This is a genomic window from Sulfitobacter sp. 1A13353 (genome assembly GCF_043557255.1).
Taxonomy (GTDB): Bacteria; Pseudomonadota; Alphaproteobacteria; order Rhodobacterales; family Rhodobacteraceae; genus Sulfitobacter; species Sulfitobacter faviae.
Map to the genome: position 1 here is coordinate 150,937 of NZ_JBIFFS010000009.1, position 20,799 is coordinate 171,735.

Annotated in this window: 21 protein-coding genes; 11 read left to right on the top strand and 10 right to left on the bottom strand. The window is 62.6% G+C overall.

The features are described from left to right. Positions 1 to 5 precede the first annotated feature (5 nt). Positions 6 to 956: a PDR/VanB family oxidoreductase gene (locus tag ACGYLO_RS19915; protein ID WP_271690272.1), complete on the bottom strand. Its 951-nt coding sequence runs from the start codon at positions 954 to 956 to the stop codon at positions 6 to 8. Between the two features lie 137 nt (positions 957 to 1,093). Between ACGYLO_RS19915 and ACGYLO_RS19920 the strand changes: the two genes are divergently transcribed. The 5 genes from ACGYLO_RS19920 to ACGYLO_RS19940 all read left to right on the top strand — a co-directional run bounded on the left by ACGYLO_RS19920 (position 1,094) and on the right by ACGYLO_RS19940 (position 5,765). Next, positions 1,094 to 1,588 (top strand): MarR family winged helix-turn-helix transcriptional regulator, encoded by a 495-nt coding sequence (locus tag ACGYLO_RS19920; RefSeq protein WP_067266533.1) that lies wholly within the window; start codon positions 1,094 to 1,096, stop codon positions 1,586 to 1,588. A 138-nt stretch (positions 1,589 to 1,726) separates the two neighbouring features. Continuing rightward, entirely contained in the window at positions 1,727 to 2,746 is a 1,020-nt protein-coding gene (locus ACGYLO_RS19925) for a TRAP transporter substrate-binding protein (protein WP_271690273.1), read from the top strand. 58 nt (positions 2,747 to 2,804) lie between these two features. Then, on the top strand, positions 2,805 to 3,308 hold the full coding sequence (locus ACGYLO_RS19930; RefSeq protein WP_067266537.1) for a TRAP transporter small permease: 504 nt from the start codon (positions 2,805 to 2,807) through the stop codon (positions 3,306 to 3,308). Then, positions 3,305 to 4,618 carry a TRAP transporter large permease gene (locus ACGYLO_RS19935; protein ID WP_271690274.1) on the top strand — a complete coding sequence of 438 codons (1,314 nt, stop codon included), beginning with the start codon at positions 3,305 to 3,307 and terminating at the stop codon, positions 4,616 to 4,618. Before ACGYLO_RS19930 ends, ACGYLO_RS19935 begins: the two co-directional genes overlap by 4 nt. Positions 4,619 to 4,712: 94 nt before the next feature. After that, positions 4,713 to 5,765: a M42 family metallopeptidase gene (locus tag ACGYLO_RS19940; protein WP_271690275.1), complete on the top strand. Its 1,053-nt coding sequence runs from the start codon at positions 4,713 to 4,715 to the stop codon at positions 5,763 to 5,765. A gap of 29 nt (positions 5,766 to 5,794) precedes the next feature. Here the strand turns inward: ACGYLO_RS19940 and ACGYLO_RS19945 are convergent, their stop codons facing one another. The 4 genes from ACGYLO_RS19945 to repA all read right to left on the bottom strand — a co-directional run bounded on the left by ACGYLO_RS19945 (position 5,795) and on the right by repA (position 11,407). Further along, entirely contained in the window at positions 5,795 to 7,765 is a 1,971-nt protein-coding gene (locus ACGYLO_RS19945) for a cache domain-containing protein (protein WP_271690276.1), read from the bottom strand. 141 nt (positions 7,766 to 7,906) lie between these two features. Further along, a complete protein-coding gene (gene repC / locus ACGYLO_RS19950; protein WP_271690277.1) occupies positions 7,907 to 9,058 on the bottom strand; it encodes a plasmid replication protein RepC in 1,152 nt (383 codons plus the stop codon). Positions 9,059 to 9,236: 178 nt separating this feature from the next. Next, on the bottom strand, positions 9,237 to 10,244 hold the full coding sequence (gene repB / locus ACGYLO_RS19955) for a plasmid partitioning protein RepB (protein WP_276155713.1): 1,008 nt from the start codon (positions 10,242 to 10,244) through the stop codon (positions 9,237 to 9,239). After that, positions 10,232 to 11,407 (bottom strand): plasmid partitioning protein RepA, encoded by a 1,176-nt coding sequence (gene repA / locus ACGYLO_RS19960; protein ID WP_271690279.1) that lies wholly within the window; start codon positions 11,405 to 11,407, stop codon positions 10,232 to 10,234. The genes repB and repA overlap by 13 nt, the downstream gene beginning before the upstream one ends. 451 nt (positions 11,408 to 11,858) lie before the next feature. Here repA and ACGYLO_RS19965 point away from each other — a divergent pair, with 451 nt between their 5' ends. The 3 genes from ACGYLO_RS19965 to ACGYLO_RS19975 are packed head-to-tail and all read left to right on the top strand — an operon-like array spanning position 11,859 to position 14,082. Then, positions 11,859 to 12,563 (top strand): ABC transporter permease, encoded by a 705-nt coding sequence (locus ACGYLO_RS19965; RefSeq protein ID WP_271690280.1) that lies wholly within the window; start codon positions 11,859 to 11,861, stop codon positions 12,561 to 12,563. Continuing rightward, the gene (locus ACGYLO_RS19970) at positions 12,560 to 13,273 is read left to right on the top strand and encodes an ATP-binding cassette domain-containing protein (RefSeq protein WP_271690281.1); all 714 of its coding nucleotides are present in this window, start codon (positions 12,560 to 12,562) and stop codon (positions 13,271 to 13,273) included. The genes ACGYLO_RS19965 and ACGYLO_RS19970 overlap by 4 nt, the downstream gene beginning before the upstream one ends. Continuing rightward, on the top strand, positions 13,270 to 14,082 hold the full coding sequence (locus ACGYLO_RS19975; protein WP_271690282.1) for a substrate-binding domain-containing protein: 813 nt from the start codon (positions 13,270 to 13,272) through the stop codon (positions 14,080 to 14,082). The genes ACGYLO_RS19970 and ACGYLO_RS19975 overlap by 4 nt, the downstream gene beginning before the upstream one ends. Positions 14,083 to 14,124: 42 nt before the next feature. Here the strand turns inward: ACGYLO_RS19975 and ACGYLO_RS19980 are convergent, their stop codons facing one another. From ACGYLO_RS19980 to ACGYLO_RS20000, 5 genes are read right to left on the bottom strand one after another with little or no spacing between them, the layout of a single operon-like run. Continuing rightward, positions 14,125 to 14,610: a DUF6505 family protein gene (locus ACGYLO_RS19980; RefSeq protein WP_271690283.1), complete on the bottom strand. Its 486-nt coding sequence runs from the start codon at positions 14,608 to 14,610 to the stop codon at positions 14,125 to 14,127. After that, the gene (locus tag ACGYLO_RS19985; RefSeq protein ID WP_271690284.1) at positions 14,607 to 15,323 is read right to left on the bottom strand and encodes a biotin/lipoate--protein ligase family protein; all 717 of its coding nucleotides are present in this window, start codon (positions 15,321 to 15,323) and stop codon (positions 14,607 to 14,609) included. Before ACGYLO_RS19985 ends, ACGYLO_RS19980 begins: the two co-directional genes overlap by 4 nt. Then, positions 15,320 to 16,390 (bottom strand): iron-sulfur cluster carrier protein ApbC, encoded by a 1,071-nt coding sequence (gene apbC, locus ACGYLO_RS19990; RefSeq protein ID WP_271690285.1) that lies wholly within the window; start codon positions 16,388 to 16,390, stop codon positions 15,320 to 15,322. Before apbC ends, ACGYLO_RS19985 begins: the two co-directional genes overlap by 4 nt. Next, on the bottom strand, positions 16,387 to 16,599 hold the full coding sequence (locus tag ACGYLO_RS19995; RefSeq protein WP_271690286.1) for a DUF6494 family protein: 213 nt from the start codon (positions 16,597 to 16,599) through the stop codon (positions 16,387 to 16,389). Before ACGYLO_RS19995 ends, apbC begins: the two co-directional genes overlap by 4 nt. Before the next feature lie 26 nt (positions 16,600 to 16,625). Next, positions 16,626 to 18,590 (bottom strand): 4Fe-4S binding protein, encoded by a 1,965-nt coding sequence (locus tag ACGYLO_RS20000; RefSeq protein WP_276154482.1) that lies wholly within the window; start codon positions 18,588 to 18,590, stop codon positions 16,626 to 16,628. 381 nt (positions 18,591 to 18,971) lie between these two features. Between ACGYLO_RS20000 and ACGYLO_RS20005 the strand changes: the two genes are divergently transcribed. From ACGYLO_RS20005 to ACGYLO_RS20015, 3 genes are read left to right on the top strand one after another with little or no spacing between them, the layout of a single operon-like run. Continuing rightward, positions 18,972 to 19,511, top strand: coding sequence for a DUF3305 domain-containing protein (locus tag ACGYLO_RS20005; protein WP_271690341.1), 540 nt, complete (start codon positions 18,972 to 18,974; stop codon positions 19,509 to 19,511). Continuing rightward, the gene (locus ACGYLO_RS20010; RefSeq protein WP_271690288.1) at positions 19,508 to 20,140 is read left to right on the top strand and encodes a DUF3306 domain-containing protein; all 633 of its coding nucleotides are present in this window, start codon (positions 19,508 to 19,510) and stop codon (positions 20,138 to 20,140) included. Before ACGYLO_RS20005 ends, ACGYLO_RS20010 begins: the two co-directional genes overlap by 4 nt. Then, positions 20,137 to 20,745 carry a molecular chaperone gene (locus tag ACGYLO_RS20015; RefSeq protein ID WP_067266571.1) on the top strand — a complete coding sequence of 203 codons (609 nt, stop codon included), beginning with the start codon at positions 20,137 to 20,139 and terminating at the stop codon, positions 20,743 to 20,745. Before ACGYLO_RS20010 ends, ACGYLO_RS20015 begins: the two co-directional genes overlap by 4 nt. Positions 20,746 to 20,799: the final 54 nt, after the last annotated feature.

The following is a 20,799-nucleotide window of genomic DNA, read 5'->3' on the forward strand; positions in this document are numbered from 1 at the left end:
CTCCCTCAGATGTCGAGCACAAGGCGCGGAGATTTCGCGCGGCTGACGCAGATTTGCATGACATTGCCCGCCGCGCGCTCGGCCTCGGACAGGACCACGTCGCGGTGATCGGGGGTGCCGCTGAGCACATCGCATTGGCAGATGCCGCAGTCGCCGCGCTGGCAGTCGTACATGACATCGACACCGCCCGACTCCAGCACGTCGATGATCGACTGGCCGGGGGGAATGGTGAAAACCTCCCCGCTTGAGGCAACCTCAACCTCAAAGGCGCTGTCGCCCTCTTGCTCCTGCGGCGCGTCGAAGAGTTCGAAATGGATGCGCTCGGCGGCGACGCCCGCGGCTTCGGCCTTTGCCTTGGCCGCGTCGATCAATCCTTTGGGGCCGCAGACATAGAGATGCGCTTGGGCCCCAAGGCTGTCGATCACCGCGCCGAGGTCCAGCGCCGTGGCGTCATCATCGCAATGCAGATGCAGCGCATCGCCGAAATTGTCGCGCAGGGCATCGCGGTAGGCCATGACGGGCGCGCTGCGGGCCGTATAGTGAAAGGTGAAGTCCTGCGCCGCGGCCTTGAGCGTCGCCGCCATCGAGATCATCGGCGTGATGCCAATCCCCCCCGCCAGCAGCACGGCGGGCGCGTCCGGGGACAGGGGGAAATCGTTCTTCGGCGCGGCGCAGGTGATCTCTGCCCCCGGTTTCAGCCCGTGCATATGGGTCGAGCCGCCCTTGCCCTCGGGCTCACGCTGAACGGCGATGCGGTAGCTTTCGGGGGCCTTGGGGATCGGATCGAAGGTTATCAGGGAATAGGCGCGGCTGTCGCCATCGGGCAGATCGAAAAGCACATGCGCCCCGGCGTCCCAATGCGGCAACGGGCTGCCGTCGGCGGCTGCAATCTCGAATTCGCTGATGCGATCGGTCAGCGCTGTGACCCTGCGCACGATGGCGTTGATCTTCGACATGTGATGTCCTCCCCTGCCAAACAATATGATTTTTCATATAGTTTCAGTCAAGGGTTTTCTTGCCAAGCGCGAATTTGCCCGCCATTTAGGGAGGCCGAGGCGCAAGGAGCCCTCTTTCCATCAAAGGGTTAACTGGTGTGACGCAGCAAAAGACCGACGCAACCGCCCAAAAGGAGACGGGTCAGGAGGGGGGATTCGTCTCGGATTACCTGCTGTATCTCTTGGCGGCGGCCAGCGATGTGGCAAGCGCGCAGTTCCACGCGCAGGTGCGCAAAGCGGGGCTGCGGGTGCCGGAATGGCGCGTGTTGGCCTGCCTGTCGGACACTGATGGCGCGATGATCACGCAGCTCGCGCGCCGGGCGCTGGCCGAACAATCCCGCCTTACGCGGATCATCGCCCAGATGGAGGAACGCGGCCTGCTGCTTCGCCGCAGCGACCCTGCCGATGGCCGCCGCGTGCGGGTGTATCTGACCGACGCGGGCCGCGCGCTGGCCGCCGAACTGGTGCCGCAAGCGCGCCGCCATGAGGCGGCCTTGATGGAGATGCTGAAGGGCAATGAGGGGGCCCAGTTGAAGCCCGCGCTGAAATCGCTGCTCGCCGCTTTGGATGACACGGGCGATCTTCGCGGCTGATCACCGCCCTTGCCCCGGGCGCAAAAAATGGTTCCAATCGTGCTGTAAATGTGAATACATGAAAAAGCATATACTTGGCGATACGGGTTTGGGAGAACCCTGCCAAGGCATATCGAACGGTATGGGGAGGAGCCCAAAATGACCAAATTCACCAAGTTTCTCACGACGAGTGCGCTTGCGCTCTGCACCGCGACCGGCGCTTTCGCCGCCGAGACGCTGACCATTTCCACATGGCTGCCGCCAAGCCACCCGGTCAACACCGGCATGTTCACCCAATTGACCGACATGATGGCCGAGGCCAGCGATGGGCTGATCGAGACCGAGCTGAAAAACGGCCTCGCCCCGCCGCCCGCGCAGATGGACCTGCTGCTGGACGGTGCCGCCGATATCGCCATTCTGTTCCACGGCTACACGCCCGGTCGTTTCGTCGGCACGAAACTGGTGGAAATCCCCGGCTACGAAGGCAACGCCGAGGCCGCATCGGTTGCCCATTGGCGCGTGCATGAGGCGATGCTGTCTGAATTGGACGAGCACCGCGGCGTGAAGGTGATCGCGCTCACAACCCACGGCCCGGGGCAAATCCACTCCAACAAAGAGGTCAACACCCTCGACGATCTGCAGGGGCTGAAAACCCGCCTCGGCGGTGGTGTCTCGGCGGATGTGGGGGCGGAGCTTGGCCTCGTCGGCATTCAGGTGCCCGCGCCCAAGGTTTACGAAACACTCGATTCCGGGGCCGCCGATGCGGTGGCCATGAACATGGGCGAGCGGATCAGCTTCAAGCTCAACGAAGTGGCCAAGAACGTCTATGAAATGCCCGGCGGGTTCTACCGCGGTTCCTTCTCGGTCATCATGAGCCAAGAGACCTTCGACAGCCTGCCCGAAGACGTGCAGCAAAAGCTCGACAGCGAAGTCTTTGGCGAGACGGCGAGCCGCATGATGGGTGCGGTTTGGGACCAGAGCGACGTCGACGCGCGTGAGGCGACCGAGGCCGCGGGCGATAACAAGATCGTCACCGCCTCGGAAGAGGATCAAGCCCGCTTTGCCGAGATGGCCGCCAAAGTGCGCGACAAGGTGATCGCAGAGCTCGACGAGGCCGGTGTCGATGGGCAAGCCGCCTATGAGATGATGCGTGAGGAAATGGCGAAGGCCAGCCAATAACCCCCACCGCCAAAGGGGCCGGGCGCAAACGCGGTCGGCCCCCAGCCAGGGAACCGCCATGCGCTCTTTAATCCGCCTAACCACCGCCCTCTCGGCCCTGCCGATGACGATGGCCTCTCTCGCGCTCTTCGCGCTGATGGTGCTGACCTTTGCCGATGTCATCATGCGGTCGGTCTTCAACGCGCCCATCGAAGCCGCGACGGAGCTGATCCGCATCGGCATCGCGCTGATCGTTTTCTCTGCTCTGCCGGTCCTCTCGGGCCGCGAGGGGCATATCGCCGCCGATCTTTTGGACCGCCCCTTTGAAAACTGGGGGCTGCAACGCTGGCGCGACGGGCTAGTGACACTGGGCTGCGGGGTGATGTTGTGGTTTCCGGCAGGGCGGGTCGTCGACCTCGCCTACCGCGCGCTGAGCTATGGCGACGTGACCGAATATCTTGAAATCCCGACCTTCTACATCGGCATGTTCATCGCGGTGATGACCTATCTCACCGCTGTCGTGCTGATCCTGCGCGGGCTTCTGCGCCTCTTTGCGCCGCAACTTCTGGACCCTGCCACATGATCGCCTCTGCCATCGGCTTTGCCGCCGTTTTCGTCCTCGTCTTGCTGCGCTTGCCGATTGCCTTTGCCATGGGCCTCGTCGGGATGATCGGGCTGGTCTATGAGACCAGCTACCGCGCATCGATCTCCATGGTGTCGCGGCTGATCATCGACACCAGCCAAGACTACGGGCTGTCGGTGATCCCGCTCTTCATCCTCATGGGGCTTTTCGTCAACAAAGGCGGGATCAGCCGCGAGCTTTACCAAGTCTCCAACGCCTTTTTGGGCCACTTCCGGGGCGGTCTGGCGATGGCCACCATCGTCGCTTGCGGAGGCTTCGCGGCGATCTGCGGCTCATCGCTTGCCACCGCCGCCACGATGTCCAAGGTCGCCATGCCGGAGATGCGCAAATACGGCTATTCCGACAGCCTCTCGACCGCCTCCATCGCCGCCGGGGGCACGCTCGGCATCCTGATCCCGCCGTCGGTCATCCTCGTGATCTACGGCTTGCTGACCGAGACCTCGATCGGCGCGCTGTTCATCGCGGGCATCGTACCGGGCGCGCTTGGCATCTTTCTCTACCTCTGCGCGGTGCGCTTTTCCGTCGCCATGAACCCCGAGGCCGGCCCCGCTGGCCCCCGTGCCACATGGGGGGAGCGGCTGCGTGCGCTCAATCACGTCTGGTCGGTGCTGGCGCTTTTTGCGCTGGTCATCGGCGGGCTCTATGGGGTCTTGGACTTCTGGCCGATCCACCTCGCCTTCTCCCCGACCGAGGCCGCGGGCATGGGGGCGGCGGGGGCCTTCCTCATCGCTTGGGCGCGCGGCGGGCTCAGCTGGCGCGGCCTGCGTGAAGTGCTGGAGGAGACGACGCTCACCTCGGCCTCGCTCTTCTCGGTGTTGATCGGGGCGTGGATCTTCTCCAACTTCGTGAACCTCGCGGGGCTGCCCGAAGGGCTGCTGGCCTCCGTGACCGCGCTCGACCTCGGGCCTTGGGTGGTGATGGGGCTGATCCTCCTGATCTACATCGCGCTCGGCTGCATTTTCGAAAGCATGTCGATGCTGCTGCTGACGGTGCCGATCTTCTTCCCGCTGGTCACGAGCCTTGGCTTCGATCCGGTCTGGTTCGGCATTATCGTCGTCGTCGTGACCGAGATCAGCCTGATCACCCCGCCTGTGGGCCTCAATGTCTTCGTCCTCAAGGGCGTGGTCGGCGATGTTTCCACCGGCACGATCTTTCGCGGCGTCACCCCGTTCTGGCTGGTCGATATCCTGCGGCTGATCCTGCTGCTCGTCTTCCCCGCGCTCGTGCTGTTCCTGCCGGGTCAGATGTAGCCCCCTGCCCTCTCAGCCTCATCGCGCCGCGCCTGTTTGCACTTCGGCAGGCGCGGCGCGATAGTGCGGCCAAATCACCAAGGATGAGGCCAGCATGAACATCGACCTACTCAAAGACCTTTGCGAAACCCCCGGCGTTCCGGGGCGCGAACACCGCGTGCGCGATCTGATCACCCGTGAGATCGAAGGGCTGTTCGACAATGTAGAGACCGACGCGATGGGCTCCCTCCTCTGCCGCCGGGATGCGACGGCGGGCGATGGCAAAGCGCCCAAGATCATGCTGCTCTGCCATATGGACGAGATCGGCTTTCTGGTCAGCCATGTGTCGAAAGACGGGTTCCTCTACCTCCAGCCCGTCGGCGGTTTCGATCCGCGCAACCTCTTCTCGCGCCGGGTGCTGGTCTGCACCGATCAGGGCGATCTGAAGGGCGTGATGAACCCCGGCGGCAAGCCCATTCACATTTCCTCCCCCGAAGACCGTAAGAAGATCCCCGAAGTCTCGGAATTCTTCGTCGACCTCGGGCTGGGCGAGAAGGCGAAGGAGATCGTCAAGGTTGGTGACTTCGTGGTTATGGACGAGCCATTCCTTGAGATGGGTGAGCAGTTCGTCTCCAAAGCGCTCGACAACCGCGTGGCCTGCTGGCTGGGGATCGAGGCGATCCGCAAGCTGGCCGAAAAGGGGCGTGGCGCGGAGATTCATGTGGCCTTCACCTGTCAGGAAGAAGTCGGCCTGCGCGGCGCGCGCACGGCGGCCTATAAGGTACAGCCCGACATCGGCCTTGGCATCGACACGACGCTGGCCTGTGACACGCCCGGCGTGCCTGAGCACCTCTCGACCACGCGGCTCGGCAAAGGCTTTGGCCTGCACGTCCGCGACAGCAGCTTCATCGCCGATGTGGACCTCGTGCGCGACATCGAAAAGCTGGCCGAAGCCCGCGACATCCCCTTCCAACGCACCATGCTTGCCGCAGGGGGACAAGACGGCGCTGCGGCGCAGCAAGCCGCCGCTGGCGCGCGGGCCGTGGGGATCGTGGTCGGCACCCGCTACATCCACACGGTGACCGAGATGGTGTCGAAAGGCGACCTGCAAGCCGCACTCGACATCCTCGTGGCCTATCTTGAGGGCTTTGACGGCAAGGCGGCCTGATGCCCCCTGCCCCCCCTTGCGCGTCAGGTCTAGTCAGGGGGGGCCGCATCCTCGGGGGCTTGCGGCAACCAAACGGTAAAGGCCGCACCGCCTTCCTCCCGATTGCGGACCGTGATGATCCCCCCGGCCCGCTGGATCAGCGTCTGAGAGATCGACAGGCCCAAGCCCGTCCCCTCCCCCGGTTTGGTGGTAAAGAAGGGATCGAAAAGCGAGCCGAGCAACGCCTCAGGCACCCCCGGTCCGCTGTCATGCACCGACAACGCCACACCGGCCACGCCATCGCGGCTCTCAGGGCTAAGGTACAATGCCAACCGCCCTGCCCCCTGCATCGCCTGTACCGCATTGACCACAAGGTTCACCACGACCTGCTGAATCTCTCCGGAGTCCGCACGCACTGGCGGCACCTCGTCCAGATCGCAATGCACCTCGATCCCGCCCCGGCTGATGAGGTGATCGACCAGCACGAGACAGTCCTGCACCAAGGGCCGCAGCGCAATATTATGTTCACAATCAGAAAACTCGGATGGCGCGGCGAACTTGAGCAATTTGCCGACGATGACCTCGATCCGTGACAGCTGCCGGTCGATCAAGCCGAGTTCCGTGGCCACCGGTTCTGCATTCGCGCCAAGCGTCTCCCGGATGACATCGACATTGCCCATGATGACCGCGACGGGGTTGTTGATTTCATGCGCCACCCCCGCGGTGATTTCCCCGATGGAAGCGAGCTTCTCGCTCATCACCAATTGGCGAAAGGTCTGCTCCAGCTTCTCGTTCGCCTCGCGCAGTTCAGCAGTGCGCTGATCGACCCGCTGGTTCAACGCATCATTCCAGCTGCGCAGCTGCCGGTCGCGTTCCTGCACCTGCTCCAGCAACCAATCGAGGTGATGCGCCACCGCCCCGATCTCATCCCGCGCAGGGACCGCGCCGATCCGCGCCGAGAGTTCCCCCTTGCCGACGCGGTGCATGACTTTTGTCATCCGTTCAAGCGGCGAGAAGATACCGCGCGCCAGCCAAAGGAACACCGGCGCCGACAGCGCCAGCACGGCAAAGAAAGCAACTAGCATCCACCAGAACGCCTCCCGCTTCGCCTGTGCAAAGGGTGCTTCGAGGAAGCCGACATAGAGCATTCCCACCCGGTCGCCGAAACTATCCGTGATCGGCTGGTAGCCAGAGATGTACCAATCGTTCACCACGAAGGCCCGGTCGAGCCAAGTGCGCCCCTCAATCAACACGGCCTCCCTCACCTCTGCCGAGACCCGCGTGCCGAGGGCGCGCACATCTTCGAAAAGGCGCACATTGGTCGAGATGCGCAGGTCATCTAGGAAAAGCGTCGCCGTGCCCTGCCTGTCACCACCGGTCACCGCGTTGAGATAGACGAGGTCATTGATCGTATCGATAAAGTCGAGGTTGCGGTTCAACAGCATCCCGCCGACCAAGACCCCTTGCCTGCCGTCCAAGTTAACCGGGCTCGCGGCGTGAACCACCATGCCGCGGTCTTCGGTCTTTCGGTCCGTGGGCACGGCGGCGGGCGTATCGATCACCGGCACCTGCGCGCGGATCGCGAGGGCGTCGTTCAACCTTGTCAGCCGTGCGTTCCTAAATACGTCGATCTCCGCGCCGCTCTGGCCCCGCGCGGCGCGGGCGATCACCGGCCAATCCTCTCCGTCTTCGATGGCGGCCTCAATAGGGAGGAATTGCAGAAAATCCAAACCCAGCCGGTCCTGTATCTCGGCAAAGAGAGACGCCTGCTCTGCCGCCGGGCTATCAAGCTGCCGGGCGAATTCGACGGACCCCGCGACGGCGTCCAACTCATTCCCTGTCTGAGCCAACAACCGCGCGAGATACTGGTTGGCGATCCTCAGCTCGCTTTCAACATTCGCGATAAGGACTTCGTCATAATCCGCCGTCCAGCGGGACATGCCCAGAACCAACAGAAGCGGCATCAGCACAATGAGCGGTGTGAGCGCGAGGATAAGCAGGCGGAGGCGGACAGAGGTCATGGGTTTTCCCGGAGAGCTTCACCTAAGTTAGCCGTTGAGCCGAGGAGGGTGAAGCATATGGAGGGATTTTGCCGATAGAACGCTCAATTTCTTAAATTGCCAGGCGTAAGTTAACCTAAGTCACTGTAAAACCTATGTTTTTCAAATTGTCAGCTGACAATTTCGCCGGTTTGCCAAAGCTGAAACCATCGGACCAAGGGAAAACGCACCATTTCGGGCCATCTGCGTCAAACGCCTCAGATAAGCTCCGGGGCTACGGATCGTCGCGGCTTTCTCAAGCAAGCAAAGGACCGTCACAGCAGCGCTCTCCGCGCCCATGTCTCGTTTTGCCTCATTTAGCACAGGCGGGTCAATCCCCAGCATCGGCGCAATCCGGTCTCCGACCCGCACAACGTCTCCCCAGTTTTGCATCGCGTCTGGGAAAAAGATGCCAGCCTCTGTGCAGGCATCCACGACATCTGCGAATGATACGCTTTTTTCTTTCTCAGAATAATCAGGTTCGGATTTGTCAGCCGTACGCGGGTTCTTATTGCCTTGGCCGCGCTCTTCAGAGTCAAAATAGGATTTATCTGAATCCTGTATGTGCCGCTCATTTTCACCGTCGTTGGCGCTCATTTGGTCCGTGAGCGGGGCAGGGGGGACGGGTGCTGTTTCGCCCACAGGTTCTTCTCCACAGGCATTTTCAAGTGCTACACGGAGCGCCTCCTCAAGTTCAGACAACGCCATTTCATCCGGTTTGCGCCGCAGAACCCGGCCCGCCTCATCAGCCAATCCCTCGCCGCAACCCTTCCTGATCAGCGCATGGCGGAGGACCAGCACGCGGTCCCTCAGCGCCTGCAAACGTTCCCGCTCTGCCTCGGCTGCTTGAGCTGCCGTCTCAATCATCGTTGCCTGAACCACAAGAGGGGCGAGATCAAACCCAAAGGCCAGCGCAATTGCACCCCCCTGGTTTCGTGCAAAACGCTTTCGGTTGGGGCTATCATGTCGCGCAATCAGGCCCACGCGGACCAACTGCGCCAGATGCCGCCTTAGAGTGCTCTCCGGCATACCGTGAAGCCGTTCAGAGAGCCGGGCGTTTGAGGCAAATACAATGCCCGCCGCACCATCCGGAATATGCCGGCTTGGTAGGAAACTCAGCAAAGCCTTCAATACGGTGAGAGTGCGGTGCGACAGATCGAAGGCCTCTGCCGCGGTTGTCAGCCGGTCGAGCAAAGCCCATTTGTCCGGCCCCTCGCATTCCACTTGGGTAGCCGATTTCGGCCGCCCGAACGCAGTTCGGAACGTGTTTTCCATCTAAAATCACGAAAGACAACAAAATACCGGCCCTATCCCATCGGGTAGAGTTGACATCGATAAATCTTTGGGGCTATCTCGAAGGTGCAAAGTTTGAGAAGGGCCTTCCGGGATTTATCCTGGGGGGCTTTTCTTTTGTGGTCTTGGATGTGCCTCCTGTTGCTACTTCCTCAATGTCTCACGCGCGGGTCTTCTGCCAGCGGTCGTGAATCTCCTGCAAAAGCTCTTCTGCATGTGCATCGAGCCATTTATCAAAACCCTGCGCTGCGCGGGCGGGCACGGTGACCGTGACACCACGCTTGCCGCTGCGAATGTCCGCGAGCGCTTTGCCATCTCGGCTCCGCAGCGTGCGGGGTTTGGCCGATGGGGCAGGGGAGTCGGCAGACTTTTCAGGGGTCGTCAAAGCCTCGGCGAAAATCGCCTCAAACCGTTCATCCGAAGTGAACCTTTCCCAATCGGGCCGCGCCATTCGTTTTACTGCCCGTTCTTTAGCGCCCAGTTGTTCAAACAATTTGACCAGCGCCATCCAGCGATCACGCCCGATGGATGGCGCCGACCCGATCTGACGCAAAAAGGGCAGATCGAACGCATGGCCGACCTTGAGCATCCGGCTGACCATTGGCAGGTCGATCGAAAGCGCATCCGCGATTGTCTGCCGGTCATGGCCCCCCGCATCGAGTTGCGCCGCAAAACTGGCTTTTTCGATGAAAGAGAGATCCTGACGGGCCGTGTTCTCTTGGCCCTGCGCCATTACCAAAGCGTGGTCATCCAATTGACGCACCATCGCTTTAACCGGCATCCCAAGCGCTTTCAGAGCCTGAAGTCGCCGCCGCCCGTAGACAATTTCGAACCGGCCCGGGGTTTCCGGATGCGGCCGAACCAGAACCGGGACCTGCTGGCCATAGGTCTTCAGACTATCGTGAAGCTGTTTCTGAGCCTGCGTATCAGTCCCTAAGCGGTCTTCGACGCCGGCCATATCAATCAGACTGCCGTCCAATTCTTGAACTGCATTCTCTTGCATCCGGTTCAACGACGACTGAAGCGCCCCAACAGCCCCGCGGGGCATGACGCTAGGCTTGCTCCGGCTCTTATTCGGCTCTAACGCGGGCGTTTTCGGCGGCTCCGTCTTTAGAGGTTTCGTCGGAGCGGATGATAGAATACCTTTACGTGCCATTACCGCCCCCATGCTTTCTGGATCATGCTTTCGATCTCATCATTCACAAGATTAAGTGAATCCACCGCGCGGTCATAGGTCGTCCGATGAAACTGCGACCTGTCCACCTCATAAATGGTCTGATGGGTCAGCCCCGCGTCAGAAATCGCAGTGGATTTCAGCATCGAGGCCACCATGACTTCCTCGTCAAAGAGTTGCCGCAAGAAGGATAGAACCTGCTGTTGTGGCCCATCATTCGGCTCATAACGGTTGATAAGGAAGCGCAGGAAGTCGAACTCCATGCTCGCCCCTGCATTAGAGACGACATCAAGCAGATCGGCACTCATCTGTAGGAATTGCGACATGGATGCGACGTCGAGCATATTCGGAACCACTGTGATCAACACACCCGTCGAGGCGCAGAGCGCCGACATGGTCAGATAGCCCAATTGCGGTGGACAATCGAAGATCACCACGTCGTAATTCTGCTCTACATCCTGCAAGGAGGTCGCCAAACGCGCGAAAAACGGGGGCTGCGTGTTGTTGAGCAGTGCCTGAGGCGTTTCGTGCTCGAACTCCTGTAGCATCAATCCGCCGGGGGCAAGATCAATACCCGTAAAGAAGGTGTTTTGGATCACATCGGCCAAGGGGACGGGATCATCATAGCGGATCGCATCGTAAATGGTGCCAGAATTCAGGAAATCATACTCCGGCCGATAGCCAAACAGAGTTGTTAGAGACGCTTGAGGGTCGATATCGACACAGAGCACGCGGTAGCCTTTGAGGGCCAACCGCTGTGCCGCGTGGATCGCGCTCGTGGTTTTGCCGCTACCGCCCTTGAAGTTCAAAAAGGACAATACTTGAAGTTTGTCTCCCTCACGACGACCGCGTTGATAGGCGCCGCGGGTTTTAGCGGTGGATTCCAATGTCCGCCGGATCGAGAGCAGATCGTCCGCACTGTAGTGCCGCCTCCCGCCGGGGCTGGTCTGGACATCGACGATCTTATTATCGAAGTGGAGTTTGCGAAGGAAGCTCGTGGAAATGCCAAGCAATTCAGCCGCTTCCCCTGCGGAGAACCGGCGCAACTCCTTGCGCGCGTCGGGCGCAAAGACCTTCAGCATGTGACTTTCCAACGCCTCGGAAAGCGTTTCCGCATTACGGCGGATCCGTGTATTGATGTGTACCGTGTCCGTCACATCTGCCCTCGCTCTCAGTAACGCTATTATTCGGTAGCGCTTTTGTTTCCGTTACTTAATGCGATTGGAGCGAAGCTTGCAATAGATTCTTGCGGAAGGAGAGGGCAAGGCGGCATTAATTATCTGGGCCAAACGCAAAGATAGAATGTCCCACTCGACAGAAATGACTGTAAATAAATAATAAAATTATTCTTGCGGCAACAGGCCCTCGCCAACCACGAGTTAACCCCACGCGCGCGTCCGCTCCCCCTTGTTCGAGCCACATCCTTCCTTTCGCGGGAATCACAGGTGGGCCACTTGACCTTCTGTTCTTCTGAGCGAGGTAAAATCAAAGTCAGCCTGTCTTCCTAGGTATTTTCACGCCGACAGGCTCTGGCGTCCGAATGATAGTCCTGACACTCTGCGCGGGCGATGGGGCCGGGGGCTCCTATTCGGGGGAGGCCTCCGCGAGATGGTCGATATTTGGAGCGGTATCACGCAGGCCTTTTGGCTTGTCTTTACCTTCGATGCCGAGTTGGTGGAGATCGCCGGCCGGTCCCTTCGTGTCACCCTCTCTGCTTTGGCTGTCGCCTGCCTGATCGCGCTACCCCTCGCGGCCTTAGTCGCCGTCAAACGGTTCCGCGCAAGGCGGTTGGTCATTGCCATATTGAACGCGCTCATGGGCTTGCCGCCGGTCGTGGTAGGGCTGATCGTCTATGTGGTTCTCTCCCGCTCCGGGCCGCTTGGGGTGTTTGGGCTGCTCTTCACGCCGACGGCGATGATCATCGCGCAGGTGATCATTATCGTGCCGCTGATTGCTTCCATCGCGCATCAGTCGATCCGTGAGCTTTGGCAGGAATATCATGACCTTCTAATCTCGATGAATGTCACGCAGGGCCAGAAGATACGCACCCTGCTCTGGGACTCGCGCCGCGCGTTGCTGACTGCGGCACTTGCGGGGTTTGGCCGCGCGATTGGCGAGGTGGGGGCCATCATGATCGTCGGCGGCAATATCGACCATGCGACGCGTGTGTTGACCACGGCCATCGCGCTTGAAACCGGGAAGGGGGAGTTCGCCCTGGCGCTCGCCCTTGGGTTTGTGCTGATCGGGTTGGCGGTGGCGGTGAACCTCGCCATCCATTGGCTGGGCCGGACGGAGCGGGAGGGCCGGTGGTGACGCAGCTTTTCCCGATGCAAGCCAAAGCGATCGAAAGCCGCAGGCGGGGGCAGCGGCTGGTGGGGCCGATCGATCTGACGCTGGACGGTCAGGGCGCTACGGTTGTGATGGGGCCGAACGGCGCGGGGAAGACCACACTGTTGCAACTGTTGCACGGCACGGCGCGGCTGTCGGCTGGAAAGATTGACTGGGCTTGCTCGACCGAGGAGGCGCGGCATCACCAAGCATTTGTCTTTCAGCGCCCGGTCATGCTGCGGCGGACGGTGCTTGAGAACCTCATCTACCCCTTGCGCCTGCGCGGAGTTGCAAAAGCCGAGGCGCGAAAAGAAGCCGAGGAATGGGCCGCCCGCGTCGGTTTAGGGCCGCTTTTAGGCCGCGCGGCCCCGGTGCTCTCGGGCGGTGAGCAGCAAAAGCTGGCTCTTGCTCGTGCGCTGATCTGCAAGCCTAAATTGCTGTTTCTGGATGAGCCCTGTGCCGCATTGGACGGGCGCGCGACGCGAGAGATCGAGGCGATTTTGCAATCGGCGAAATCGACCGGCACGCGGCTGATCCTATCGACACATGACCTTGGCCAAGCCCGTCGCTTGGCCGATGACGTTTTGTTTCTGCTGGGGGGCCGTCTGCACGAGGCCGGTCCCGCAAATGTGTTTTTCAACCGACCTGAGACCGCAGAGGCTCAGGCATTTCTAAGAGGAGATATCGTAGAATGAAACATTGGATGATCGGCGCAATTTCCGCGCTGGCGATGAGCAGTGCCGCGCAGGCCGCGGATGTGATGAAGATGGCGGTGACCACCTCGTTCAACAACTCGGGCCTTGCGGACGTGCTCTTGCCCGAGATCGCGGCTGACCTTGATCTGGACGTTCAACTGCTGGTCGTCGGCACCGGCCAAGCGATCAAACTGGGCGAGGCGGGCGACGTGGATGCGATCCTCGTCCATTCGCGCAAGGCGGAAGAAGCCTTTGTCGAAGGCGGCTTTGGCAGCCACCGAACCGAGATCATGTATAACGATTTCGTCTTCATCGGGCCGAAAGACGATCCGGCGGGCATCGAAGGGTCCGAGGCGGCCACGGCTGCTTTGGGCGCAATCGCCGAGGCGAAGACTGCCTTCGTGAGCCGCGGGGACGACAGCGGCACGCATAAGAAGGAACTGTCGCTCTGGGCCGAAGCGGGCCTTGACCCGGCGACGTTTGGGGATTGGTACAACGCTGTTGGCGCGGGCATGGGCGCCGCGCTAAACACCGCGTCGGGGATGCCCGCCTATGTCATGTCGGACCGCGCGAGCTGGCTGAACTTCGGAAACAAAGGCGATCTGGCGCTGCTCTACGCGGGCGATCCGGTCCTGTTCAACCAATATGCCTATCTGCCGGTGAACCCCGAGATGCATGGCCATGTGAAAAACGAACTGGCCTTGAAGTTGGAGGATTGGCTGACATCAGACCGCGCGAAAACCTTGATTAATGACTACAAGATCAACGGTGAGACGCTCTTTGTCTTCAACGCGGCAGACGCTGAATAGCCTTTGTTAGAGACCATCCGCGCCTGCCGGGGCGCGGGTGGCTCATTCGGGCAGATCGCCGTGGATCGCGAATTGCTCGAGGCCTGCGTCCTGCGGCTGGATCATGCGGAAGCTTTCGCGCACGCCCGCCTCGGTCAACTCGCGCGCCACGGTGAGCAGGCAGTTCGGCGCGTGGTCGGCGCAGAGGTCGACCATCTGTGCAAGCTCCTCTTTCGCCACGGGACGCGCGGCATCGACCGAGGGCGCGCCGTAGTATGTCACGAAATGCTGCGCCAGCAGGGCCGTGAGCGCCTCGACCTCGGCCTCTTCGATCTGGGTGACGGCGACGAAGGTGACGCGCCCAAAAGTTTCCAGCCCCAGCCAGCCGTTGGCGAAAGCTTGGCGTGCCTTGCCGGTGAGATCACCCTCGGTCCAGTCCGAGAACTCGAACCCGCCCGAGATGCACCATTCGCCGGTGCGGGCGGGGGAGGCGAAGACGTTGCGGTCGCTTTCGTCGAAATGGATCGCGCGGGCGAGTTTGAGGGTCATGGGGCGGGCTCCAATAGGGTGGTGAGCGGGATGAGGCTGGTGGTCTCTTTGTCCCGCAGTAACATGCCGAAATCCTCGTCGACACCGATGAATGTACCGCTTTGGCCCTGCACGGTCACCTGTGTGTCGAGGTCGAAGACCAGCCCGCGCCATTCACTATGCAGCGCTTTCGGGCCGAGGTCTTCCCAGCGGTTGATCCAATGCAAGCTGTGCCGCGCCCAGGATTCGATCAGGGCAGGGGGCTGCACTTCGGCGCAGCCCTCGGCATAAAGCGCGGTTTGATCGGGGGTAAGACCGGTTTGAGTCATCTCGGGATCGTCTTCAGGGTAGAGCGGCAGGGTGAAGCCCACGACGAGCCAGTCGGGCACCGTCTCAGCGTCACTCGTGGACGCCACCATGCGAAAGCGGCCACAGGAAGCGCCGTTCAGGCGGATGCCGCCGTCCCAGTCCAGCTGAACGGCCACCTCGGGCGGCGACAGCGCGCCGAGGGCGTTTTGAAATCCGACACCGCAGAGCGGCAGCATCGCCACGGCGCGCGCCAGCGGCACCTCGGGGGCGAAAACCAGCGCGGCCTCGATCTCCGTCTCGCCGAGCCGATAGCAAATCAGCCCCGCGTCGCAGCCTTCGGCCGCGCGGGCGCAGGCGGCGGCGAGGGCATCGCCCGTCACCGTCTCGCCCGACATCAACGGGGGAAAGGACAGGGTCTCGCTCATGCCGCGCCGCTGTCGACCAATGTCTTGGCGATTGCGTGGAAGGCCGCGGCTTGCTTGCTGTCGGGCTGGCTCACCGTGATTGGCGCGCCGCCGTCGGAAGCGAGGCGGATCTGCAGGTCGAGCGGCACCTCGGCGAGCAGCGGCACGCCCCATTTTTCCGCTTCCGAGGCGACACCGCCGTGACCGAAGACATGCTCTTCGTGACCGCAGTTCGAGCAGACATGGGTTGACATGTTTTCGATCATGCCGAGGATCGGCACCTTGAGTTGGTTGAACATGTCGATGCCCTTGCGCGCGTCGATCAGGGCCACGTCCTGCGGGGTAGAGACGATCACCGCGCCGTCGACTTGCGCCTTTTGCGCCAGCGTCATCTGCACGTCACCGGTGCCCGGCGGCAGGTCCACGATCAGCACGTCGAGCGCGCCCCATTGCACCTGCGTCATCATCTGCTGCAGCGCGCCCATCAGCATCGGCCCGCGCCAGACCACGGCCTGATCCTCGTTGGTCATGAGCCCAATCGACATCATGGTGACGCCATGGTTGCGCATCGGCAGGATGGTCTTGCCATCGGGCGAGGCCGGACGGCCCGAGACACCGAGCATCCGCGGTTGGCTGGGGCCGTAGACATCCGCATCCAGGAGACCCACACGGCGGCCTTGGGCCGCGAGCGCACAGGCGAGGTTCGCCGAAACGGTCGATTTGCCGACACCGCCCTTGCCCGAGGCCACGGCGATGATCCGCTCCACACCGGGGATCTTTTGCGGGCCCGCAGGCTCGGCCTTGCGTTGCGGCTTGAGGTCGGGCGGCGGGGCCTTCTCGCTGTGGCCGGTCAGCACGATGGAGACTTTCGAGACCCCCTCGACCTGTGCCAGCGCGGCTTCAGCCTGCGCCTTGGCGTCCTCGTAGGCCTTGGCCTGCGCGGGCGGGATTTCCATCACGAAACGCACCGCGCCGGCGTCGTCCACGTTGAGCGCGCGCATCACGCCGCTGGCCACGATATCGGTGCCCGTGGCCGGATCGGTCACGGTCTTCAAGGCGGTCAGGACCGCGTCTCTGCTGGCAGTCACGTCGCCGATGCCTCGCCCTTGTCCGCGCCGGCGATGGTGCCGTCGATGGTATGTTCCAGCCCCAGTTCGGGGATCGAGATCACGGCCTTTACCGGGAAGGTTTTGCCGCTCGTGTCATGCTCGCGCATGGCCTTTTCGATGGCCTGTTGCGAGGTCACGCCGACCTGCTTGAGAAACTTGCGCATCGACATGTTGAAGTCTTCGCTCATGGGTGGCTCCTGTGCTTGGGGGCGGCCTAGTGGTCGCGCCGTTTGGAGAGGTAATCGTCGGTGGTGCGGGGGCGGGGCCGCTCGGCGCCCGTCATCGGGTTATTGGTGCTGTGATACTGCGCATTGATGCGGCAGTCATCGCACATCTGGATCATCCGCAGCTTGGCCTCATCGGCGAACATGGAATGGCTGCGCAGCTTGTCGGTGATCCGCTCGACGGTGGATTTCACGCCGAAGAGGCTGCCGCATTCCACGCAGGCAAAGGGTTCTTCCTCGTTCAGCACACGCTGGCTCAGCGCCGTCTCGGTCAGGTCGAGCCGCGGCGCGAGGGTGATGGCATCCTCGGGGCAGACATTGGCGCAGAGGCCGCATTGCAGGCAGGCGTCTTCCTGAAAGCGCAGTTGCGGGAGGTCAGGGTTGTCGCCAAGCGCCCCCGAGGGGCAGAGCGACACGCAGGAGAGGCAGAGCGTGCAGGCGTCCTTGTCCACGAGCACGGCGCCGTAAGGAGCACCGGCGGGCAGTTCCAGCACCTCCGCCTCGGGGTTCAGCGCACGCGCCGATTGGCGGGCGATCTGGCGGCGGCTGCCCATGGGGCGCACGGGCTGGGCGACGGGGGCAGGGGCCGCGCCATCGTAGAGGATGTCGGTCAGCGCCTCGGGATCGGGCGTGTCGATGAGGGACATCCGCGCCTCGCCTGCGATGGCGCGGGCCAGCGCGGTCTGGGTCTCGATGGCATCCCGGTCGGCCTTGGGGCCGAGGAGGAGCGAGACATGGGCGAACCCGGCGGCGAGCGCGGCCAGCGCCTCAGCATGGCCGAAGGCGCCGAGCGCGTCGAGTTCCATCGGCACCACGTCCGCAGGCAGCCCGCGCCCGTGCCGCGCGGCGAGGCGGATCATCTCGGCGCCGTGGGCGTCGTGGACCAAGAGGCGCGGCGCGTCGCCGCCCGCTTCGAGATAGGCGCGCGCCAGCGTCTGCACTCGGCGCATGGTGAAATCGACGGGCGGCGCGTCATAGCTGATCGCGCCCGAGGGGCAGGCCGAGGAACAGGCGCCGCAGCCCGCGCAGATCATCGGATCGACGGTGACGTGATCGCCGTCGGGGGTGATCGCGCCGGTGGGGCAGAGGTCGAGACAGGCGGTGCAGCCTGTTTGCCCGGCGCGGGAATGGGCGCAAAGCAGCGGCTCGGTGCGGACGTAGAGCGGCTGCTCGAAGGTGCCGGTGAGATGCGAAGCGGCGAGCACGGCGGCGGCCACGGCGGGCGGATGGCCCGGATCTGCGCGCAGGTATCCTTCGCGTTTCTCATGCGCGGGGAAGAGCGGCGTCTCGCCGCGCAGGTCGAGGATGATGTCGCATTGGCTGCGCGCGCCGTCGCGCGGTTCGGTCCAGGTCAGCGGGCCACGGCCCCGCGGATCGACCTGCCGCAGCGCGTCGATCACCACCTCGAACTGGCCAAGCGCACCCTTGGCGCGGCGCAGCTTGCCGGAGATTAGGTCAAAATCGCGAACCTCTGGCAGGCTGTCCTCGGCCTCGGTCACCGCGTCGTCCATCAACAGCGTGACGCTGAGGTGGTCCTTGAGTTGCGCCGCCGCTTCCAGAGCCGCCGGGCCCCGCCCGACGATCAGGCAAAGACCTTCCGAGGCGACGTCGATGGTTTTTTCAGCTGGAACGTCCAACAGCGCTTCCGTCGCGAGGGCGGACATTTTGGGTAGTTTGTCCCGGGGGTCATCGGACCATCCGGCCCGGTCTCGCAGGTCCAAGAGGGGGGCAGGGGGCAGGCCCAATTCCTCGGCCAATTCGGTAAAGACCCGCTCTTCTTGGGTGCAGCATAAAATCGCATCGCCCGCGGTGAGCGCCTTGGCCGCGCGGTCGATCTGGATGGTGCAAAGGGCCGAACAGGGGGGGGAGACCGCCAAACCGCTACGCTCGGCCAATGCATCGGAATCGATACGCTGCGACCCTGCGCAATCGCATGTTATCAATGTCTTGGCCATGAATTTTCCCTTATCTCGCCCGTCAATCCGCGGCCTCTCCGGCGGCGGCTGAGGCCCCAAGCTAGACGGGATTTGCCACCCCCTACAACCGAAATTCGCCCCGCGACCGCGTCGCGACAGGGGCGATCGGCGGCGCGGCGCGGCTCCTTGCCGCCCGGGTGATTCGATATCGGCGATTTGCCTGTTTTCCGATCAAAATACTCAAGTTAGACAAATAGGCCGAGGCGCCATTGACGGGCAGAACCGGCGGGCCATCTTGTCTTGAAAGCCGGGTTTTTCGGGCCTCGGCGCGGATTAGCGCTTCCCCCGGACCGGGCTTTCCGGCGAAGGTCTTCGAAACGGAGGAGCGACTTGATTCACAACCCGACAATGTATCGGACGATGCCCTTGGGCATTGTGCTGCAGCGCGCGCCGGGTGTGACCCGTTGGGCCAAGTGGAGCTGGAAAGCGACCGCCGTGCTGCCCGGTGCTGAAAAAGCGGATTGGCGTGAGCTGCGTCGCGAGGGTGAGACCGTCGAATACCACGCCGCGACCCTCAAGCTGGAGCTCCACGGCGCAGAGACCGAGGGCTATGTGCACGGGCTGGGCGCGGATGTGCCATGTGTCTATGTCGTGATGCGCCCCATTCCCGGCGCGACAGACCGACCCTTCAAACTCGCCCTCGTCACGGCCTCGCCCTATGAGGCGCAGGACTATTGCGACAGCGCCGAAGAGGTCGTGGAAAAGGTCGCGATGACGCCGGGGTTGATCGCATGGGTGCAGGCATTCGTCGAAGAGTTCCATCAAGAGGAAGCCTTCGTCAAACGCCGCCGGGATCGTCTGCGCACCGATCGCAAGCAAGACGGTATCGGCGACCCGCGCATCGAAAAGCCCGCCGACATCTACGCCTCGCCCGCGTTGAAACGAAAGCGTCTGGCATGAGCGGTTTCTGGCAAAAACGCCGCGCCGCCGTCGCCGCTGAGGCGGAGGCCGAAGCGCGCCTTCAGGAAGCCCGCGCCGCTGCTGCCGAAGAGGCCGCATTGGCCGAGCGCAGCGATGATGATCTCTTGGCCGAGTTCGACCTGCCCGCGCCTGAGGATCTGGTGAACGGCGAACAGCTACGTGCCTTTCTCAAGGCGCAACTGCCGCAACGGCTCAAGACCCGTGCGCTGCGCAGTTTTTGGAAAACCAATCCGGTGCTCGCCTGCCTCGACGGATTGAACGACTATGACGACGATTACACAGCGGCAGCCACCGCTGGAAAGCCGGTCAATACGATCTACAAAGTGGGCCGGGGCATGGTCGCGAAGGTCGAAGAGGTGCTGACCGCCGAGGCCGACGCGCCGGAAGAGGTGGCTGAGGCAGAAGCGCCCGCGCTGGCACCGACCCATGATGTCGTCGTGCCGGGCCCGCGCCGGACCGAAACGGCTCTGGCTCAAGACGCGCGTTACGAGGCGCAGACGGTGACCCTCGAAGAAGACGCCGAGGCGCAGCCTGCGCCGACCCACCGCCGCATGCGGTTTCACTTCGCCAGCGATCTGGCACAGGACATGGAAGGTAGCAGCGCATGACCCAATTGGCCGCGACGCCCCTGCCCGAAGAAGACCGCCTGCGCGCGGACCTCTACAACTTCATGGGGCTTATCCTTTCCGGCCCGCCGGATCAGATCCTGCTGGATCAATGTGCCGCCCTGTCGGGCGATGACAGCGAATTGGGGCAGGGGTTTAAAGCGCTCTCCAAACTGGCCGCCAAGACCAAACCCGCAGGCGCCGAGAGCGAGTTCAACCGGCTCTTTATCGGTTTGGGCCGGGGCGAACTGTTGCCCTATGCCAGCTTCTACCTCACCGGCTTTCTCAACGAAAAACCGCTGGCGGCGCTGCGCCAAGACATGGTCGCGCGCGGCTTGGAGCGGGCGGCGAATGTGTTCGAGCCCGAAGACAACATCGCCTCATTGATGGAGATGATGGGCGCGATGATCGCAGGCCGTTTCTCGGCGCCTGCCACCGTGGCGCAGCAAAAGACATTCTTTAACCGGCATATCGCCCCTTGGGCCGGGCATTTCTTTGCCGACCTCGAAGGCGCGAAAAACTCGGTCTTCTATGCCCCCGTAGGCAAGATCGGCCGCGCCTTCATGCAGATCGAGGCCGAAGCCTTCCGGCTGAGCAAAGACGACTAGACCAAGCGGGATGAGACAGGCGGGGCCGCGCGCCCCTGAACGAGAGACGTAACA